The sequence below is a fragment of the Paenibacillus sp. H1-7 genome (assembly GCF_022354825.1).
Classification (GTDB): Bacteria; Bacillota; Bacilli; order Paenibacillales; family NBRC-103111; genus Paenibacillus_S.
In genome coordinates this window covers 8,185,804-8,203,422 of record NZ_CP031168.1, presented here as the reverse complement: position 1 = coordinate 8,203,422, position 17,619 = coordinate 8,185,804, and the positions used below count along the sequence as shown (strand labels likewise).

At 38.7% G+C, this 17,619-nt stretch carries 15 protein-coding genes; all 15 read left to right on the top strand.

What is annotated here, in order from left to right; all coding sequences use genetic code 11:
* The first annotated feature begins 39 nt into the window (after nt 1–39).
* The 15 genes from DVH26_RS36220 (at nt 40) to DVH26_RS36150 (ending at nt 17,439) form a co-directional block, all read left to right on the top strand.
* Entirely contained in the window at nt 40–2,475 is a 2,436-nt protein-coding gene (locus DVH26_RS36220) for an S-layer homology domain-containing protein (protein WP_239630421.1), read from the top strand.
* Between the two features lie 134 nt (nt 2,476–2,609).
* The gene (locus DVH26_RS36215) at nt 2,610–3,368 is read left to right on the top strand and encodes a YveK family protein (protein ID WP_239630420.1); all 759 of its coding nucleotides are present in this window, start codon (nt 2,610–2,612) and stop codon (nt 3,366–3,368) included.
* Complete coding sequence (locus tag DVH26_RS36210; RefSeq protein WP_239630419.1) at nt 3,349–4,038, top strand: CpsD/CapB family tyrosine-protein kinase; 690 nt, start codon at nt 3,349–3,351, stop codon at nt 4,036–4,038. Before DVH26_RS36215 ends, DVH26_RS36210 begins: the two co-directional genes overlap by 20 nt.
* A 29-nt stretch (nt 4,039–4,067) precedes the next feature.
* On the top strand, nt 4,068–5,888 hold the full coding sequence (locus DVH26_RS36205) for a polysaccharide biosynthesis protein (RefSeq protein WP_239630418.1): 1,821 nt from the start codon (nt 4,068–4,070) through the stop codon (nt 5,886–5,888).
* A gap of 35 nt (nt 5,889–5,923) precedes the next feature.
* Entirely contained in the window at nt 5,924–6,592 is a 669-nt protein-coding gene (locus DVH26_RS36200; protein WP_239630417.1) for a hypothetical protein, read from the top strand.
* Nucleotides 6,593–6,615: 23 nt separating this feature from the next.
* On the top strand, nt 6,616–7,503 hold the full coding sequence (galU, locus tag DVH26_RS36195; RefSeq protein WP_239630416.1) for a UTP--glucose-1-phosphate uridylyltransferase GalU: 888 nt from the start codon (nt 6,616–6,618) through the stop codon (nt 7,501–7,503).
* Between the two features lie 29 nt (nt 7,504–7,532).
* Nucleotides 7,533–8,135 carry a sugar transferase gene (locus DVH26_RS36190; RefSeq protein WP_239630415.1) on the top strand — a complete coding sequence of 201 codons (603 nt, stop codon included), beginning with the start codon at nt 7,533–7,535 and terminating at the stop codon, nt 8,133–8,135.
* On the top strand, nt 8,132–8,998 hold the full coding sequence (locus tag DVH26_RS36185; protein WP_239630414.1) for an NAD-dependent epimerase/dehydratase family protein: 867 nt from the start codon (nt 8,132–8,134) through the stop codon (nt 8,996–8,998). The genes DVH26_RS36190 and DVH26_RS36185 overlap by 4 nt, the downstream gene beginning before the upstream one ends.
* 9 nt (nt 8,999–9,007) lie before the next feature.
* Nucleotides 9,008–10,231, top strand: coding sequence for a glycosyltransferase family 4 protein (locus tag DVH26_RS36180; RefSeq protein WP_239630413.1), 1,224 nt, complete (start codon nt 9,008–9,010; stop codon nt 10,229–10,231).
* A 28-nt stretch (nt 10,232–10,259) separates the two neighbouring features.
* Nucleotides 10,260–11,279 carry a polysaccharide biosynthesis protein gene (locus tag DVH26_RS36175; RefSeq protein ID WP_239630412.1) on the top strand — a complete coding sequence of 340 codons (1,020 nt, stop codon included), beginning with the start codon at nt 10,260–10,262 and terminating at the stop codon, nt 11,277–11,279.
* Nucleotides 11,279–12,388, top strand: coding sequence for a capsular polysaccharide biosynthesis protein CapF (locus tag DVH26_RS36170; protein WP_239630411.1), 1,110 nt, complete (start codon nt 11,279–11,281; stop codon nt 12,386–12,388). Before DVH26_RS36175 ends, DVH26_RS36170 begins: the two co-directional genes overlap by 1 nt.
* A gap of 3 nt (nt 12,389–12,391) precedes the next feature.
* A complete protein-coding gene (wecB, locus tag DVH26_RS36165; protein ID WP_239630410.1) occupies nt 12,392–13,525 on the top strand; it encodes a non-hydrolyzing UDP-N-acetylglucosamine 2-epimerase in 1,134 nt (377 codons plus the stop codon).
* Nucleotides 13,518–14,747, top strand: coding sequence for a glycosyltransferase (locus tag DVH26_RS36160; RefSeq protein WP_239630409.1), 1,230 nt, complete (start codon nt 13,518–13,520; stop codon nt 14,745–14,747). Before wecB ends, DVH26_RS36160 begins: the two co-directional genes overlap by 8 nt.
* A gap of 156 nt (nt 14,748–14,903) precedes the next feature.
* Complete coding sequence (locus DVH26_RS36155; RefSeq protein WP_345774082.1) at nt 14,904–16,139, top strand: oligosaccharide repeat unit polymerase; 1,236 nt, start codon at nt 14,904–14,906, stop codon at nt 16,137–16,139.
* A gap of 28 nt (nt 16,140–16,167) precedes the next feature.
* Nucleotides 16,168–17,439 carry a lipopolysaccharide biosynthesis protein gene (locus DVH26_RS36150; protein WP_345774029.1) on the top strand — a complete coding sequence of 424 codons (1,272 nt, stop codon included), beginning with the start codon at nt 16,168–16,170 and terminating at the stop codon, nt 17,437–17,439.
* Nucleotides 17,440–17,619 lie beyond the last annotated feature (180 nt).

Sequence of the window (17,619 nt, the reverse complement as noted above, 5' to 3'; positions counted from 1 at the left end):
TATAATCGTACTAACTTACTATGACTCTGAGGTGAATTAATGATGGCAATGAAGAAGAAGCTGGCTGTATCTACAGTCGCGGCAAGTATGGTGTTCAGCACATTGGCGGGACTTCCTGTCAGTACGAAAGGACTATTCGAGAAATTAGGCATTCAAGCTGGCATCGCTCAAGCAGCGGCAGCTCCTGGTACAGATACGATTATTAAAGAGTTGAATCAGGTTTCCAGCAATTTGTGGTCCCAAGATGAAAAGGACGCCGTGAGTAATGCCCGCAGCGCCCTGTATGGATTGACGGATGTTGCTCTCGTAAGCGAAATTACGGCTATTTTGGATAAGAAAATTGACGGTTCCGAGGATTACGACCAGTTGACGGATGAAAATATTTTGAAGCTGTTCACCACATTGGGCTTGTTCTTTAATGAGGAAGAAATTAAAAGCGGAAGCAAATTGAGCGATCTGCTTGTACAAAAAGATTTGAAGCCGGTAATTGATCAGCTGGCGAAGCTGAGCGGAGCCAAAGTAACTTTGGAAGTTCAGGATGCCGTAGATTTTGCAGTCGCTGCCGAAGCGGCTTTGAAGGACAGACTTGCTAGTGAGGACTTGGTAGTTCTTTCGACGAATAAGGATGCTATCAAACAAGTCATTAAAGATGCGGCCCAAAAAGTACTGGACAATAAGGGCCTGGACTTCAGCGTCGTATTTAAAAACCTGGAAATTACGTCGGAAGCCGTTTCGGCTGTAGCTCATAAAACGATCGCTGCAGCGGATCCGTCCCGTGAAGCATCTGAGTATATCGCTCTTGCACTGATGCGTGCAGATGCTAACGAGACGTTTGCAAGAACCAATGACTATACTACGAACTCGCAATATCAGAAATATCAATTCACCGTTCTGGGCAAAGCTTTGCCAGGCGCTTCTATTAACTGGACTTCCTCCAACGCCAGCATTTCGGTGCAAAAGGAAGCCGGAAGCATTATTTTGTACTTCAATGGAACCGGTACTGTGAGCACGACAATCGAAGGTAAGCTGGTTGCTCCAGGAACTAACCTGGACGGTAAAGTGTTGGTAAAAGAAGACGTATCCATGAGCTTCACTCGCAGAAGCAATGGCGGCGGCGGTGGAGGCGGCGGCGGTGCTGTTGTAACGAATCCTGGAACTACAGGACAGACTGTTTCCGAAGCGCAATCGGTTATCAACGATTTGAAGAAGCAGCTGCAAAATGCAACCGCCGAGCAGAAACAACAGCTATTGGAGAAAGCTCAAGCGGCAGTGGCTGAAGCTATTGCCAAAATTACGAACATCGACGCTGCATCCTTTGTTACTGTAAACGGTGATAAAGGTACGGTGAAGCTCGACACAGCCAAGCTGGTTCAACAAATTAAAGATATTGCTGCAGAGAGCAAAAAGTTGATCGACGCTTTGAAGGAGCTGGACCCAGCAGCAACAGCACCAAAAGTGGAGCTGACGTTGAACTTTGGCGCGGTAACTGCCAAATCGCTTGAAGTTCCATTGTCTAAAGAGCTGCTAAACGCTGCTAAAGACAACGGTATCGATAAAGTGGCGGTAGCCTTGTCTGGGGTTGCTATCGCAGTTGATCCTAGAACCTTTGGTGCAGATACGTCCTTGTCTATTACCAAGCAAGATGCGACTGCAGCAACGAGCGTGACTCAGCTTCCGGTTGCATCCGGCGTATACGAATTTGAATTTACATCCAACGGCGCGAAGGTAACGAACTTCACCAATCCGGTGGAGCTGCGCTTGGGGGTCAACGATCCTTCCAAGTTCGATGCGGAGAAGCTCGTATTGGCTAAGATCGTAGACGGCAAACTGGAATTCTTCGGCGGCAAATACAACGCGAAGGACAAGCAGGTTCTTGCTAAGAGAAATTCCTTCTCGATGTATACCGTAGTAGAGAATAACGTAGTGTTCAGCGATACGGCATCCGTTAAATCTTGGGCAGGCCGTCAAATCGAAGTAGCGGCAGCCAAAGGCATTTTGGAAGGCCGTGGAGATAAAGAGTTCGTTCCTAATGGAACCGTAACTCGTGCGGAATTTGCCAAAATGATCGTCAAAACGTTCGGACTTGAAGATGCTTCCGCTACGGAAAACTTCAATGACGTAAGCGATAATGACTGGTTCAAGCCGTATGTAGCAGCTGCCGTGAAGAGCGGTCTGGTTAACGGTCGCGAAGCAGGCAAGTTCGATCCGAACGGCAAAATCACGCGTGCGGAAATGGCGACTATCGCAGCAAGAGCGCTGCAATCCGTGAACGGTGTGAAAGCATCTGCGGATGCAGACAGCTTGTTGAAAAACTTCGAAGATGCGAAATCGATTCACGATTCGCTCAAAGCAGGTGTAGCCCTCTCTGTAGGACAAGGCATTATCGTGGGTGAAGAAGGCAACAAATTCAATCCGAATGCCGACTCTACTCGTGCACAAGCGGCAGTAGTCATCTATCGTCTGTTGAATAAGTAAGCATTGAACATATTGTAAACCTCCTCTTGTTTGCGGGGAGGTTTACAGTTTCTTTTTTCGCGTTAGTGCAAAAAATGCCGATTCAACAAGAGATTTGTTGATGCTCGCTGTTTTGTGACGAATGGAGGTCAATAATGGAGCTGGATCTGAAAGATTATATTAAGATCATCAAGAAGAGGATCTGGATAATCATTGCAATAGTATTAGTCAGTACGATAGCAACTGGTGTAGCCAGTTACATTTTTATTAAGCCTGTGTATGAAGCGTCAACCAAGCTTATCGTTAACAAGTCAAATGAGCGCCCTGGCTTGGAGCAGGTGGATATTAACTCCATCAACTTGAACATCCGTTTGATCGATACGTACAAAGAGGTTATCAAGACTCCGCGTATTATGGACAAAGTAGTCAAGGAATACCCCGAGTTCAACCTGTCGTCGGAAGAGCTGATCAAGAAAATCAAAGTAAGCTCGGTCAACAATACGCAGGTCATGACCGTTGTAGTGCAGGACGGTTCTTACGACAAAGCGGCCAATATCGTGAACGCGGTATCGAAAGTGTTTCAACGGGAAATTCCGTCCATTATGAAAGTAGATAACGTATCGCTTCTAAATGAAGCTCAAGCGGACGCTACACCTGTTCCGGTGAAGCCGAATCCGAAGCTTAACGTAGCGATTGCCTTCGTCGTTTCCTTGATGGTAGCGGTGGGCCTATCCTTCCTGATGGAATACCTCGACGACTCGATCAAGTCGGAAGAGGACGTCAAGCATTTCCTAGAGCTGCCGACGCTTGCGATGATCGCACGTATCGAGGCCGAGGATATGATCAATCATAAATCTTCAACATCCCAGCAACGACAGGCAGGTGAGACGACCCGTGTTACCGTCAACCAATAGTCGGCCAATCATAACGCACGACAATCCCAAGTCTCCGATTTCTGAAGCGTATCGCTCGCTTAGAACGAATATCCAGTTTTCTGCGATTGATGAAGAAATTCGTACGATTATGGTTACATCAGCAGGTCCTGGTGAAGGGAAGTCGACGACCATTACGAATTTGGCTGTAGCCTATGCTCAATCCGATAAGAGCGTCGTTCTTATTGATGCCGATCTGCGCAAGCCAACGATGCACCACACATTCAACTTGACGAACCGTTTCGGGCTGACCAATGCTCTCTCCAACAGAGGGATGCTGGCTGAAGTCATCAGGGAGACGAAGGTTCCGAATTTGTCCGTCATTACCTCCGGCCCTATTCCACCGAATCCTTCCGAGATGCTGGCTTCCAGGAGAATGGGTGCTTTGCTGGAGGATTTGAAGGACCAATTCGATATTATTCTGATCGATACTCCACCTGCGTTGGCTGTTACGGATGCGCAGATCGTTGCCTCAAAGTGTGATGGCGTTATTCTTGTCATCGACTCCGGCAAGGTCAAACGCGAGATGGCGATGAAAGCCAAAGCGAATTTGGATTATGTAAAGGCCAGAATACTGGGTGTAGTACTCAACAACATGAACCGCAAAAGCTCGGAATCTTACTATTACTATTATTACGGCACTAAGGAATAAAGAGAGAGAATCAATAACGGGGGATGAACATGGGCCAGGAGAAGCGAATATCGCTTATGATTTTTATTGATGTACTTATCATCTGGATAAGTATTTTCACTTCATATTATATTCGTTTTGACGGACAGATCCCCCCTACCTCCATGCGTCAAGCGATATTGTACCTTGTCTTGTCCACCGTTATTTGCATCTTCGTTATGGGATTTTTCAAGCTGTACAACCGCGTTTGGCAGTATGCCAGCGTAGGTGAGATGGTGGCCATATTCAAGGCCGTTACTATCGGGGTGGTACTATCCTATTTGGCCGTGCATGCTCTGACGTTTCAAAGAGTGCCTTACTCCATCTTGCTCCGCAATTACGAAACGATGCTTCTGCTTATCGGCGGATCCCGGTTTACATGGCGCGTCGTAAGAGACCGGTTGAACAAGCCGGTGAATCTTCACAAGAAGGCGCTGATTATAGGCGCAGGAGATTGCGGTGTTCTTATTGCCAAAGAAATGATCAGCACACCGGATGCGGAACTGTATCCCGTCGCTTTCATTGATGACGATATCAACAAGAGAAATCAGCATATATTCGATCTCCCTGTAGTAGGCTCGCGGTACGATATTGTTGACGTGGTGGAACGATTGGACATTGACGAGATTATCATTGCCATACCATCGCTCAACCGCAGAGGGACATCGGATATTATCGAACTATGCAAGCAAACCAAAGCTAAGATGAAAATTATTCCGAGTATTAATTCGCTGATAGACGGCTCTGTGACCGTGAAGGAAATCCGCGATGTTGAAGTGGAAGACCTGCTCGGCAGAGATCCGATTTGCGTCGATTTGGAAGGAATCGCGAACTATGTGGAACGCAAAACGATTCTGGTTACAGGTGCCGGCGGCTCCATAGGCTCCGAGCTTTGCAGACAGATCGCTCCGTTCCATCCCAAACAGCTGGTGCTGCTAGGGCATGGGGAGAACAGCATTTACTTGATCGAGATGGAAATGAGAAGGAGTTTTCCTGATCTTCATATAGAAACGATCATTGCCGACATTCAGGATCGGGAGCGCATTAACGAAGTATTCGCCAAATACCGTCCTGAGGTTGTGTTCCATGCGGCAGCTCATAAGCACGTTCCTCTTATGGAACGCAATCCTGCGGAAGCAGTGAAAAATAATGTATTCGGCACGAAGAACGTGGCTGAAGCGGCGGATCGCTACAGCTGTGAGCGATTCGTTTTAATTTCTTCGGACAAAGCGGTCAATCCGACCAGCATTATGGGTACAACCAAGCGGATTGCCGAGATGATCATTCAATCGCTGGATAAAACAAGCCGAACCAAATTCGTAGCCGTGCGATTCGGTAACGTACTGGGAAGCCGGGGGAGCGTCATTCCCTACTTCAAGGAGCAGATTGCTAGAGGCGGTCCGGTCACGGTAACCGATAAGGAAATGATTCGTTATTTTATGACCATTCCGGAGGCTGTTCAGCTGGTCATCCAAGCCGGATCTTTCGCCCAAGGCGGCGAGATCTTCATCCTGGATATGGGCGAGCCGGTGCGAATCGTTCAATTGGCGGAGGATTTGATCCGTTTATCGGGGTTTGTACCTTACGAGGACATCCATATTGAGTTCACCGGAATTCGCCCGGGCGAGAAGCTGTATGAAGAGCTCCTTACGGACGAAGAGGGCATAGCCTCGACCAAGCATGACCGAATCTTTATCGGCAAGCCGGTTACGATCAACAAAGCGCAATTGGAGCTTGAAATCAAAGAGCTGGAGAAAGCGCTGCTCGGAGACCGGGTCAAACTGACAGATGAATTGAAGCATATCGTCCCTACATTCTTAAACGTATCTTAGGCTACCAAGACCAATGGACAGGATGGGTGATAATAATGAAGAAGGCACTGTATATTGTTATTTCTCTTGTTGTCATTCTCGTTGTCGGCGGTTACTTGGTCTCCAATTATGCTATTAGTTATGTATTGAAGAATATCGGCAATAGTGAGCTCATAGTTGAAATGAGTAGTGAGAAACAAGTCTATGCTGCAGACGATACCAAGGCTCAAACGAATGCAACTGAGCAACAAAATCATAGGAACACTTCGAACTCAAGCTCATCCTCATCCTCTGGCCAAGCAGATCATGGGGGCGGGCTCGTTGAGCTTGAGATGACTAACGGTTCGAAAGAGTCTTCTACTAAGAATGAGCGGCAACAAGACAGCAAGCCGTCGCAGAACACTGAGAAGCAAGAGTCAGATACAGCACAAGAAACGAAGTATAGCGCTGAAATATCACAAGAGAAAGCCAAGCAAGTGGAGCAGTCCATCACAACGAGGGAAAAAGCTCAAATCTTGACGTTGTTGATCAGTAAGCTTAGTGCGGAAGAGCTTCAGCTCTTTATAAAGATGAGCAGCAATGGCTTATCCGTAGAGGAGAAGAAGGAAGCGAAGAAGATTATTTTGAAGAAGCTAACAGAGGATGAATACAACCAGCTTATTGCTATAGCTGCTAAATATGGGTTGAGTCAGGGGAAGAGTTATAAGGAGTCGCAGAAGGAATGAGTATGAGAAGGGGTTAATCGGATATGAAAGTAAGAAAGGCAATAATACCAGCGGCTGGCCTAGGGACAAGGTTTTTGCCCGCAACTAAAGCAATGCCGAAAGAGATGCTTCCAATCGTTGATAAACCGACAATCCAGTACATAGTCGAAGAAGCAATCGAATCGGGGATTGAAGACATCATTATTGTTACCGGTAAAGGTAAACGAGCAATTGAAGATCACTTCGATAATTCCTTCGAGCTTGAGCAGAATCTATTGGAAAAAGGGAAGTTGGAGCTTCTAAATGAAGTCCAGAAGTCCTCAAAGATGGTCGACATCCATTATATTCGGCAGAAGGAAGCCAAAGGATTAGGGCATGCAGTGTGGTGTGCAAGAAAGTTTATTGGTAATGAACCGTTTGCTGTGCTGTTGGGCGACGATATTGTTCAAGCAGATAAGCCTTGCTTACGACAAATGATTGAGCAATATGATCGTTACAAATCATCAGTAATTGGAGTGCAAACCGTACCTGATGACGAAGTTTCCCGATATGGTATTGTCAGCGGGAATGAAATTGGAGAACGATTGTATAACGTAACTACCTTGGTTGAGAAGCCGCAGAAGGAAGAAGCTCCTTCAAATCTTGCTATAATGGGACGCTACATTCTTAGCCCGAGAATCTTTGATATACTCGATAATCAAACACCTGGGGCCGGTGGAGAGATACAACTCACGGATGCCATTGCTGAGTTGAATCAGCATGAAGCGGTTTATGCCTATGATTTTGAGGGTACACGGTATGACGTTGGTGAGAAATTGGGGTTTATTAAGACGACGATTGAGTTTGCCTTGAGACGTGAGGATTTGAACGGTGAACTGCTAAAGCACCTTGTAGAAGTACTACAAACACATGAAAAATTTAGTAATGCTTAGCTAACGCTGATGAAGGGTGGTCATTAGGGATGTACCCCGTAGTTAAACGTACTGCAGATTTTCTTCTATCCACAATTGCTCTATTATTCTTTTGGCCACTATTAGTAGTTATTGCAGTCTTAGTTAAGTTGGACTCAAAAGGACCAATCTTCTTTAAGCAAAAGCGCGTAGGCAAAAATAAAAAAGAATTTTACATTTTAAAGTTTAGGACGATGAGGACAGATACCCCTAAAGAGATGCCAACGCACATGTTAAAAGATCCTGAAGCATACATAACTAAGGTCGGGAAGTTTCTGAGAAAAACAAGTTTAGATGAGTTGCCCCAAATTATAAACATAATAAAAGGTGAAATGAGTATCGTTGGCCCACGTCCGGCGCTTTGGAATCAAAACGATCTAATTGAAGAGAGAGACCGTTATGGAGCAAATGACATATACCCTGGTCTTACTGGATGGGCACAAATTAATGGTAGAGATGAATTGCCGGAAACAGTTAAAGCACGTTATGACGGGGAATATGTACGGAAGATAAGTTTGACCTTTGATATATATGTATTTATTAAGACTATTTCAGCAGTTCTTAGAAGTGATGGAGTCAAAGAAGGTTCTCAGGATTTGGAGCTATCTAAATGAGAATTTTAATAACAGGTAAAAATGGTTATGTAGGATTAAGTCTTCAACGTTGGCTTAGTCAATGGAATGATAAATATATTATAGATACCATTGATGTTAGAACAGAGGATTGGAAAAATGAAGATTTCTCAAAGTACGATGCCTTATTTCATGCAGCTGCAGTGGTACATAAATATGAAAAGCCTCATATGAAAGACTATTATTACAAAGTAAATAGAGATCTTACTATTGAATTGGCTATGAAGGCTAAGCAGTCTGGCATCAAGCAGTTTATTTTTATGAGTAGCATGTCCGTATACGGTTTAGAGGGGATAGTTAATCAAAAGACTGTCATAGATCAAGAAACTGTCTGTAAGCCCAACAGTGAATATGGAAGAAGTAAACTGGCGGCAGAGTTAGAGTTAAACAAACTTGATGATCCTAGTTTTGGTGTTGCAATTGTAAGAGCACCAATGATCTACGGGCCTGATTGTCCAGGAAATTACGGCAGATTAAAAAAACTAGTATTAAAGACCCCGATTGCTCCATTAATGGATAATCAAAGAAGCATGATTTTTGTAGATAACTTATCCGAGTTTATAAGACTGATATTAGTTTATAATGATAGAGGAATTTTCTTCCCCCAGAACAGGGATTTCGTAAATACTACAGAGTTAATTAAGCTAATAGCTTTAAATAATGCTAGGAAAGTTATTATATCTAAGCTTCTAGGACTTGGAGTTAAACTAATAGGAAGCAAAGTTAATACTCTTAATAAGGTGTTTGGAAATTTGGTGTTTGAGAAACAATTATCAAACTATCGGAATTTTGAATACTGTGTTGCAGATCTTACAAAATCAGTTGAAATTACTGAGATGAAATAGGTGTTCAAGTTGAAAAAAGATGTGCTAATCATGTGCCAATATTTTTATCCAGAATATGTTTCATCCGCTACGCTACCAACTGAGCTTGCTGAGGATTTAGTTAAAAAAGGTTTGTCTGTGGACGTTTTATGTGGTTATCCAAAAGAATATTACCATGGGGATAAAGTACCTTTAAGAGAAGAACTGAATGGATATACCGTTCGTAGAGTGAAGTATACAGAGTTTAATAATAAAACAAAAATAGGCAGGATTATTAATTTCTTTTCTTTTTTTACAGCAATTTTATCAAAAACATTAAGTCTACTTAACTATAGAAGCATACTAGTGTATTCCAACCCTCCCATTCTACCATTGGTACCTTGTCTTATATCTAAAATTACTAAAACTAAGTTTATTTTTGTAGCATTCGATGTGTATCCTGATAATGCATTAATTTTAGGTGCGATTAAAAAGGGTGGGATTATTGAACGCTTGATGCGATACATCAATACTAAAGTATATCAGCACGCTACAAAAATTGTGGCTCTTGGAAGCGAAATGAAGAGTTATATGATTAATACTAACATTGCACCTGATTGTACTAATATTGAAGTAATACCTAATTGGTACAATGACAAAAAGATAGGAAAAACAAGTAAGATTCACAACAAAGAATTTAAAGAGTTAAATGAGAGGTGGCCATTTGTTGTTCTTTACAGTGGCAACATGGGAACAGCACAAGATATGGACACTATACTACAGTGTATTTCTAATCTTAAAAATAGAAATGATGTTTTCTTTTTGTTTACTGGTCATGGAAATAAAGCGGATTACGTTAAACAATATTTTTTGACAAATAATATTAATAACGCAAAAGTTTATGGATTTTTATTAGGCGAAGACTACAACGACGTCCTGAAAATTGCTGATGTATGTCTAGTGAGTCTTGCTGTTGGGATTGAGGGTGTAGGAGTTCCGAGTAAAACATATGGATATTTAGCCGCTGGGAAGCCAGTTATATCTATTATGTCAAGTGAAACGGATATTGCTAAACATTTAGAAACCTTTAGTGCAGGTGGAAATGTGAAGCAAGGGGATAGCACAGGACTAGAGAGATTAGTTCTAAACTATATGGAGAACAAGGAGCATACTAGTGCGCATGGTGTGAATGCGAGAATGGTATTTGAAAAGTTCTATCAGAGAGAAATATGTACGAACATGTACTACAATTTAATAAAAATAATAATAAGTTAATCTAACAATCATGACTGGTGGGTTTAATGTGTTCAGAGATAAAACTTTGTTAATTACCGGAGGAACGGGTTCTTTCGGAAATGCTGTAATGAAAAGATTTTTAGATACAGAGGTTAGAGAGATTCGAATCTTTTCTCGTGATGAAAAGAAACAAGACGATATGAGGAAACTATATAAGCATGATAAGCTCAAGTTTTATTTAGGAGATGTAAGAGATCTTTCAAGTGTTAAAAATGCAATGTATGGAGTAGATTACATATTTCATGCAGCTGCATTAAAACAAGTTCCTTCATGTGAGTTTTTCCCTCTTGAAGCAGTTAAAACAAATGTATTGGGAACTGAGAATGTACTTACAGCAGCGATAGAGCAGGGCGTTCAAAAGGTTATCTGTTTATCTACAGATAAGGCTGCCTACCCAATTAATGCTATGGGTATTTCTAAGGCAATGATGGAAAAAGTATTCATTGCCAAAGCAAAGACGGTATCTTCCGATAAGACGCTAATTTGCGGAACTAGATACGGTAACGTTATGGCTTCACGTGGCTCAGTAATCCCGCTTTTCATTGAGCAAATAAAAAATGGTGTGCCGTTGACAGTAACAGACCCGAATATGACAAGATTTCTTATGAGTCTTGAAGAGGCTGTCGAATTAGTTGTATTTGCTTTTCACAATGCAAATGCTGGGGATCTTATGGTACAAAAAGCTCCAGCATGTACAGTTGGTGACCTTGCCCAAGCAGTAAAAGAGTTATTTAACTCCAATTGTGATATAAAGGTGATAGGAACCCGACATGGAGAAAAACTTTACGAAACTCTTTTGACACGAGAGGAGTACGTAGTGGCAGAAAATTTGGATGGATTCTATAGGGTTCCAGCAGATCAGAGGGATCTAAACTATGACAAGTATTTTGATGAAGGAGATAAAATGCTTACCATGGGAGAGGAATATAATTCCCATAATACCCAGAGATTAGATATAGAACAGGTAAAAAGAAAATTACTGGAGCTTGATTATATTCAAACTGAACTGAAGGGCTGGATAAAGTAATGAAGATACTTGTTACTGGGGCCAGAGGATTTATTGGGAAAAATTTGATTGCTCACCTGAAAAATAAAGGGCCTCATCAGATTTTTGAATTTGGTAGAGAAGATGATGAATCAATTTTAGAAAAATATACACGTGAGTGTGATTTCATATTTCATTTAGCAGGGGTTAACAGACCTAATGATGTGAATGAATTTATTGAAGGTAATTCAGACTTTACTATAAGATTAATAAACTTTTTAAAGTCACATAACAATAAAGCTCCAATACTTTTTACATCCTCCATACAAGCTGAAATTGATAGTCCTTATGGTTGGAGCAAAAAAGCAGGGGAAGACTCATTGTTTAATTATAGTAAGGAAACGGGCGCGAAGGTTCTGGTATATAGATTACCTAATGTTTTCGGAAAATGGTGTAAACCAAATTATAATAGTGTAGTAGCAACATTCTGTCATAATATAGCAAGAAACATGGATATACAGATAAATGATCCAAATACTGAACTTACATTATGCTATATTGATGACGTTTTAACCGAATTTTTAAGAGCTCTAGATGGGAAAGAAACAAGAAACGGAGATTTTGGCTGCGTTTCTGTAACACATAAAATAAAGCTAGGTGAACTTGCGAGTAAGATCTATGCCTACAGTCAAAATAGAAAAACGTTAGTTATGCCCCCTCTTGAAACCAGATTTGATAAGGCTTTATATGGTACTTTTTTATCTTACCTAGAAGAAGATGATTTTTCCTATAAACTTAAGAAAAATGTCGATAATCGTGGATGGTTATCGGAGTTTATAAAGTCTGATTCAATGGGACAGATTTTTATTTCTAAAACTAAACCTGGGGTCACTAGAGGTAATCACTGGCATCATACTAAAGTGGAAAAGTTCCTTGTTATTCAAGGAATAGCTGTTATTAAGTTTAGAAATTTATACAGTGACAAAATTCTTCAGTACATAGTAAGTGGAAAAGAACCAGAGGTTGTAGATATACCTGCAGGGTACACTCATTCAATTACCAATACAGGTGATGAAGACGTTATAACATTATTCTGGGCTAGTGAGATTTTTGATCCTGAAAAGCCTGATACATACTTTTTGGAGGTATAGTACATGGAAAAATTAAAGCTTATGACCATCATAGGTACTCGCCCAGAGATTATTAGGTTGTCTGAGGTTATAAAAGCTTGCGACAGATATTTTAGTCATGTTTTAGTCCATACTGGTCAGAATTGGGATTATTCACTTAACCAAGTATTTTTTGAAGAGTTGGAACTGCGGGAACCAAATTATTATTTAAATTCCGTTGGATCAAATTTGGGTGAGACAATGGGAAATATTATTGCTAAGTCTTATGAGGTAATGGAAAAGGAAAAACCTGATGCACTGCTAATTTTAGGAGATACGAATAGTGCGTTAAGTGCAATATCCGCTAAACGTTTAAAAATACCTATTTTTCATATGGAAGCGGGGAATCGATGCTTCGATCAGAATGTTCCGGAGGAAATTAATAGGAAAATTGTTGATCATATATCTGATATCAATTTACCCTATACTGAACATTCAAGAAGATATTTATTATCTGAAGGCTTTAGAAAAGAGCATATTTTTGTAACGGGATCGCCATTGACCGAAGTGCTAAAAAAGAATATGGAAAAAATATCGAATAGCAAAATCCTTGAAAGACTTGATTTGCAATCCGGTAAATATATACTAGTTTCAGCTCATAGAGAAGAAAATATAGATAATGAAAAAAACTTTTTTTCACTAATGACAGCATTAAATAACATTGCAGAAATATATCAATTACCAATTATCTACTCCACTCATCCTAGAAGCTGGAATAAGATTGAACAGAGAAAATTTAAATTTCATGAGCTAATAAAACAATTAAAACCATTTGGCTTTTTTGATTATAACAAACTTCAATTGAATTCATATTGTACACTATCAGACAGTGGTACATTATCTGAAGAATCAGCTGTTTTGAATTTTCCAGCTGTTCTACTAAGGACATCAACTGAGCGCCCTGAGGTATTGGATAAAGGGAGTATCATTATAGGTGGAATTATGGATAAAACCATAGTTAAAGCTATTAGTTTATGTCGTTCAATGTGGGAAGATAGTGAGGCAAATGATATTGCTATAGACTACAGAGATATTAATGTATCTAATAAGGTTGTAAAGATAATACAGAGCTATACTGGGATTGTTAATGAAAATGTATGGAGAAAATCGAATGATTAACGGGCAAAAGACAATAGTACAAATAAATGTTACGCCTAACGGAAGTACTGGTAAAATAATGTATGCTCTCCAAGAAAATGCGATAAAAAGTGGATATAGAGCCATCTCGGCCTATGGAAGAGGTGTTTCACAGCCGGATCCAAGTATAAAGAGAATAGGCAGAAATATTGACACATACATGCATGTTGGCTTAACGCGGCTATTTGACAGACATGGATTTGGCTCAAAAAGGGCTACGGATAGATTTCTTGCTGATTTAGATAAAATAAACCCCGATATTATTCATCTTCATAATATACATGGTTACTATCTTAACATTAAGAGTTTATTTGGTTACATTAAATCAAAAAATATACCTGTTGTTTGGACATTGCATGATTGTTGGGCGTTTACTGGACATTGTGCATATTTTGATTTTGCGAACTGTAAGAAGTGGGAAACAATTTGTGAAAAGTGCCCTCAAAAAAAGACTTACCCAAGTTCTCTACTACTGGACAATTCAAAAGAGGCATATTCGAAGAAAAAAGCATTATTTAGTAATGTAAAGAACTTGACTATAGTTACACCATCAATTTGGCTTGAAAAACTAGTTAAAAAATCATTTCTAAAAGATTATCCCGTAGAAGTTATAAGTAATGGGATAGATCTTAATTTATTTAAACCTACAGTAAGTCAGAACATAAAAAATAAGCTGGGTATATCCGATAAACAATTTGTGATACTTGGGGTAGCGGCAAATTTTAAAGAAGAACGTAAGGGGATTAATTACTTTCTAGAAATTGCAAGAAAACTTGATACTAATTTTACAATTGTGTTGGTTGGCGTTACCAGAGAACAACAATCAAACATGCCTCAAAATGTAATTGGTCTTAGAAGAACTGAGAACATTAACGAATTGATTGACTTATATTCCATGGCTGATGTTTTTTTGAACCCAACACTAGAGGATAACTTTCCAACTGTCAATCTTGAAGCAATGGCGTGTGGGACACCAGTAATCGCATTTGATACTGGTGGTGTTAAAGAACAGATTCAAGAAGACTGTGGAGAGATAATTCCTAAAGGGGATACTAAAAGGATGATAGAGTCTATCATAAGAATAAAGTCGGTTGGTGCTGCGAATTATAGCAATGCATGCATTACAAGAGTAAAAATAAACTACCAACAACATGATAGATTTTTAGAGTATATAAATTTATATAATAAGATTCTGGAAAGCTAAAATTCAAAAAAATATTTTACCATTTATAATAAAGTTAGGAAAGGCTACAAAGTGCGATCAATATACGGGCGATTTGTAAAAAGATACTTTGTTGTTTGTTCATTATTATTATTTATATTAACTTATGTAAACAATATATTGCAAAATTATGTTGTAATGGATTTCTTTGTAGTTGCCTCTTATTTAGTAATTGGGTTATTGAGCATTTATAACATTGTCTCATCACTAAAGTATGAATTTAGTTTGTATAAGATTCATGGGTACTTTTTTTTGATATTCATGTTCTTGGCACCCTTATATCAGTATTCAATTCAATCCTTTCCGTGGGGAGGGATAATGGAAGATGAATTAATAATAAAAGTAAATATATTAATAATATGTTGGCAATTTATTTATATTATTTCATATTTATTAACTAGTAAGGTGAAGCATGAAGGAGTGTCCTTACCTGTTAATAACATGGTTATATTAGTTGGTTTTCTTTTTACAATAGTATCTTCGGTTATAACAGTTATTACTGTGGGTGGAATAAGTAATTTATTTTCGAGAGTAGATACATATCAAATGGTCAATCAAACTGAAACTCTTTTTTTATCTAAATCCGTAAGACCAATACCTATTATATATTTAGGGTATCTCTATACATTGATAAGTAATTGTGATAAAAAAAATGAAAAGATGCTCCGTGTTTTATTCTATTTAGTATTAATCATTGGAATTGCAACTAATTTCCCAACCGCTGTATCAAGATATCATGCAGCAGCAGTTTACATCGGGATAATTTTAATTTTTATTAAAAGAAAGCTGTCATTTGATATTTTATTTCTTACGGGGTTTATTTTTGTATTTCCAACATTGGAATTATTTCGGCACTCTTCACTAATGGAGGTTTTAGATAACTTTAGTTGGCAAATAATTGATTTCTCAACAGCTCATTTTGATGCTTACTCAATGATATTACGTGTAGTGATATATATTTCTAATGAAGGAATTACATATGGTAAGCAGTTGTTGGGCGCAATATTATTCTTTGTTCCTAGGACAATGTGGCCATCAAAACCAGTAGGAACTGGAATGTTCGTAGGTGAATCATTGGGGCTACCATTTTTAAATATTTCAGCTCCAATAGTTTCTGAAGGGATTATTAATTTTGGTTTGATTGCAACTTTTTGGGTTCCTGTGTTTATTGGTTATTTTACTAAAAAAATCGATTCTAGGTATTGGCTGTTTAGTAGCACTGCTAGATACATTAATGTTTACTATGTGTTTTTAATTGGCTTTTTCTTTTTTATACTGCGAGGAGATTTTTTAAGTAGTTACTCATACACTGTTGCGTTCCTTTTCCCACTAGTAGTATTGTTCGTTTTTTCAAAGGTAAAGAGTCTAAAATAATAACAATAAATGTAGCTAATAATTCTACTTGCAGTTGGGGAGAGGGAGTAATATTAAGCAAATATCTCTGAAAAGAAATGTTTATTGGGCTTTTTTTGGTAATGCAATTTATGCTGCAACCCAATGGTTATTATTAATATTTATGACAAAAATAGGAAATATTGAGATGGTTGGTACTTATTCATTTGCACTAGCTTTTACTACTCCAATAATTTTGTTCTTAAGTTTTCAATTAAGAAATGTTTACTTAACCACTAATGAGTATAAATTTAATGAATTCCTTTTTACAAGAGTAGTCTCTATGATTTTTGGGTCTGTGCTGATATTTTTGTTAGCAAAATATTTGAGCTATGAACAAAATATACTAATCATTATAATGCTTATAACATTTAGTAAATGCATTGAATGTATAAGTGATATTTATCATGGATTACTACAAAAAAGCGAGAGAATGGATGTTATATCCGTTTCAAAATGCTTAAAAGGTATTATTGGATTGGTATTTTTTGGAATAACATTATATATAAGTAATAGTCTAATTTTAGGTACGGCTATTATGTCTCTAATATGGGTAATAATTTTGGTAGCTTATGATATTCCAAAAGCTAATTCTAAAGTTAAGGAAGAATTTCTAAGGTTTTCTTTTCAGAGAGTGAAAAGAATAGTACTAATCTCTTATCCTCTTGGAATTGTCACTACTCTGGATGCTCTAAATGCAAATATCCCTAGGTACTTTATTCAGAATTTGAGTGGTCAAGATGAATTAGGGTATTATTCAGGAATTGTGTATTTGATGGTTGTCGGAAGCACAGTTATTGCTGCAGTAGGGCAGGCATTGGCACCACGTTTATCGGTTTATTTCAATAATGATGCTGAGAAATTCAAGGCTTTTTGCAAGCGTATTGTTATTATAGGTTCTATTTTTGGAGTAATATTCCTCTGTTTATCTATAACTTTTGGAAAGATCCTTTTGAAGATTGTATATACCGAAGATTTTCTGAAATATTATGATGTATATATTTGGATAATGGTTACTTCTTCAATTTGGTATATAGCATCTTTATTAACTTATATCATTACGGCAGCCAAGTTTTTTAAGATACAAGTACCACTATTTTTACTAATGCTATTATGTACTTTTATCTGTAGTATACTGCTCATTCCTAAATATGGAGTCATAGGTGCTGCGTGGTCATTCTGCGCAGGCAATGTCTTGCGCCTTATTGGTAGTGTTTTGGTAACTAATAATATTTTGTTAAATATCACTAGGAATTCACCCCACAAGCAAACTAGTTTTTAGGATTAATAGTGAGTCTATTAATCATTTTTTACTGACTACATTCAGCGATTAGACTATGAGTTATAACTCAGTGCTCCTAAAACAGATATGTTTTAGTATTTTATTATGAGTAAACAGTTTATTTATCAAAACGATAAAATATTGAATCGCTGATTTTTAGATTATTACAATGAGGTGCTA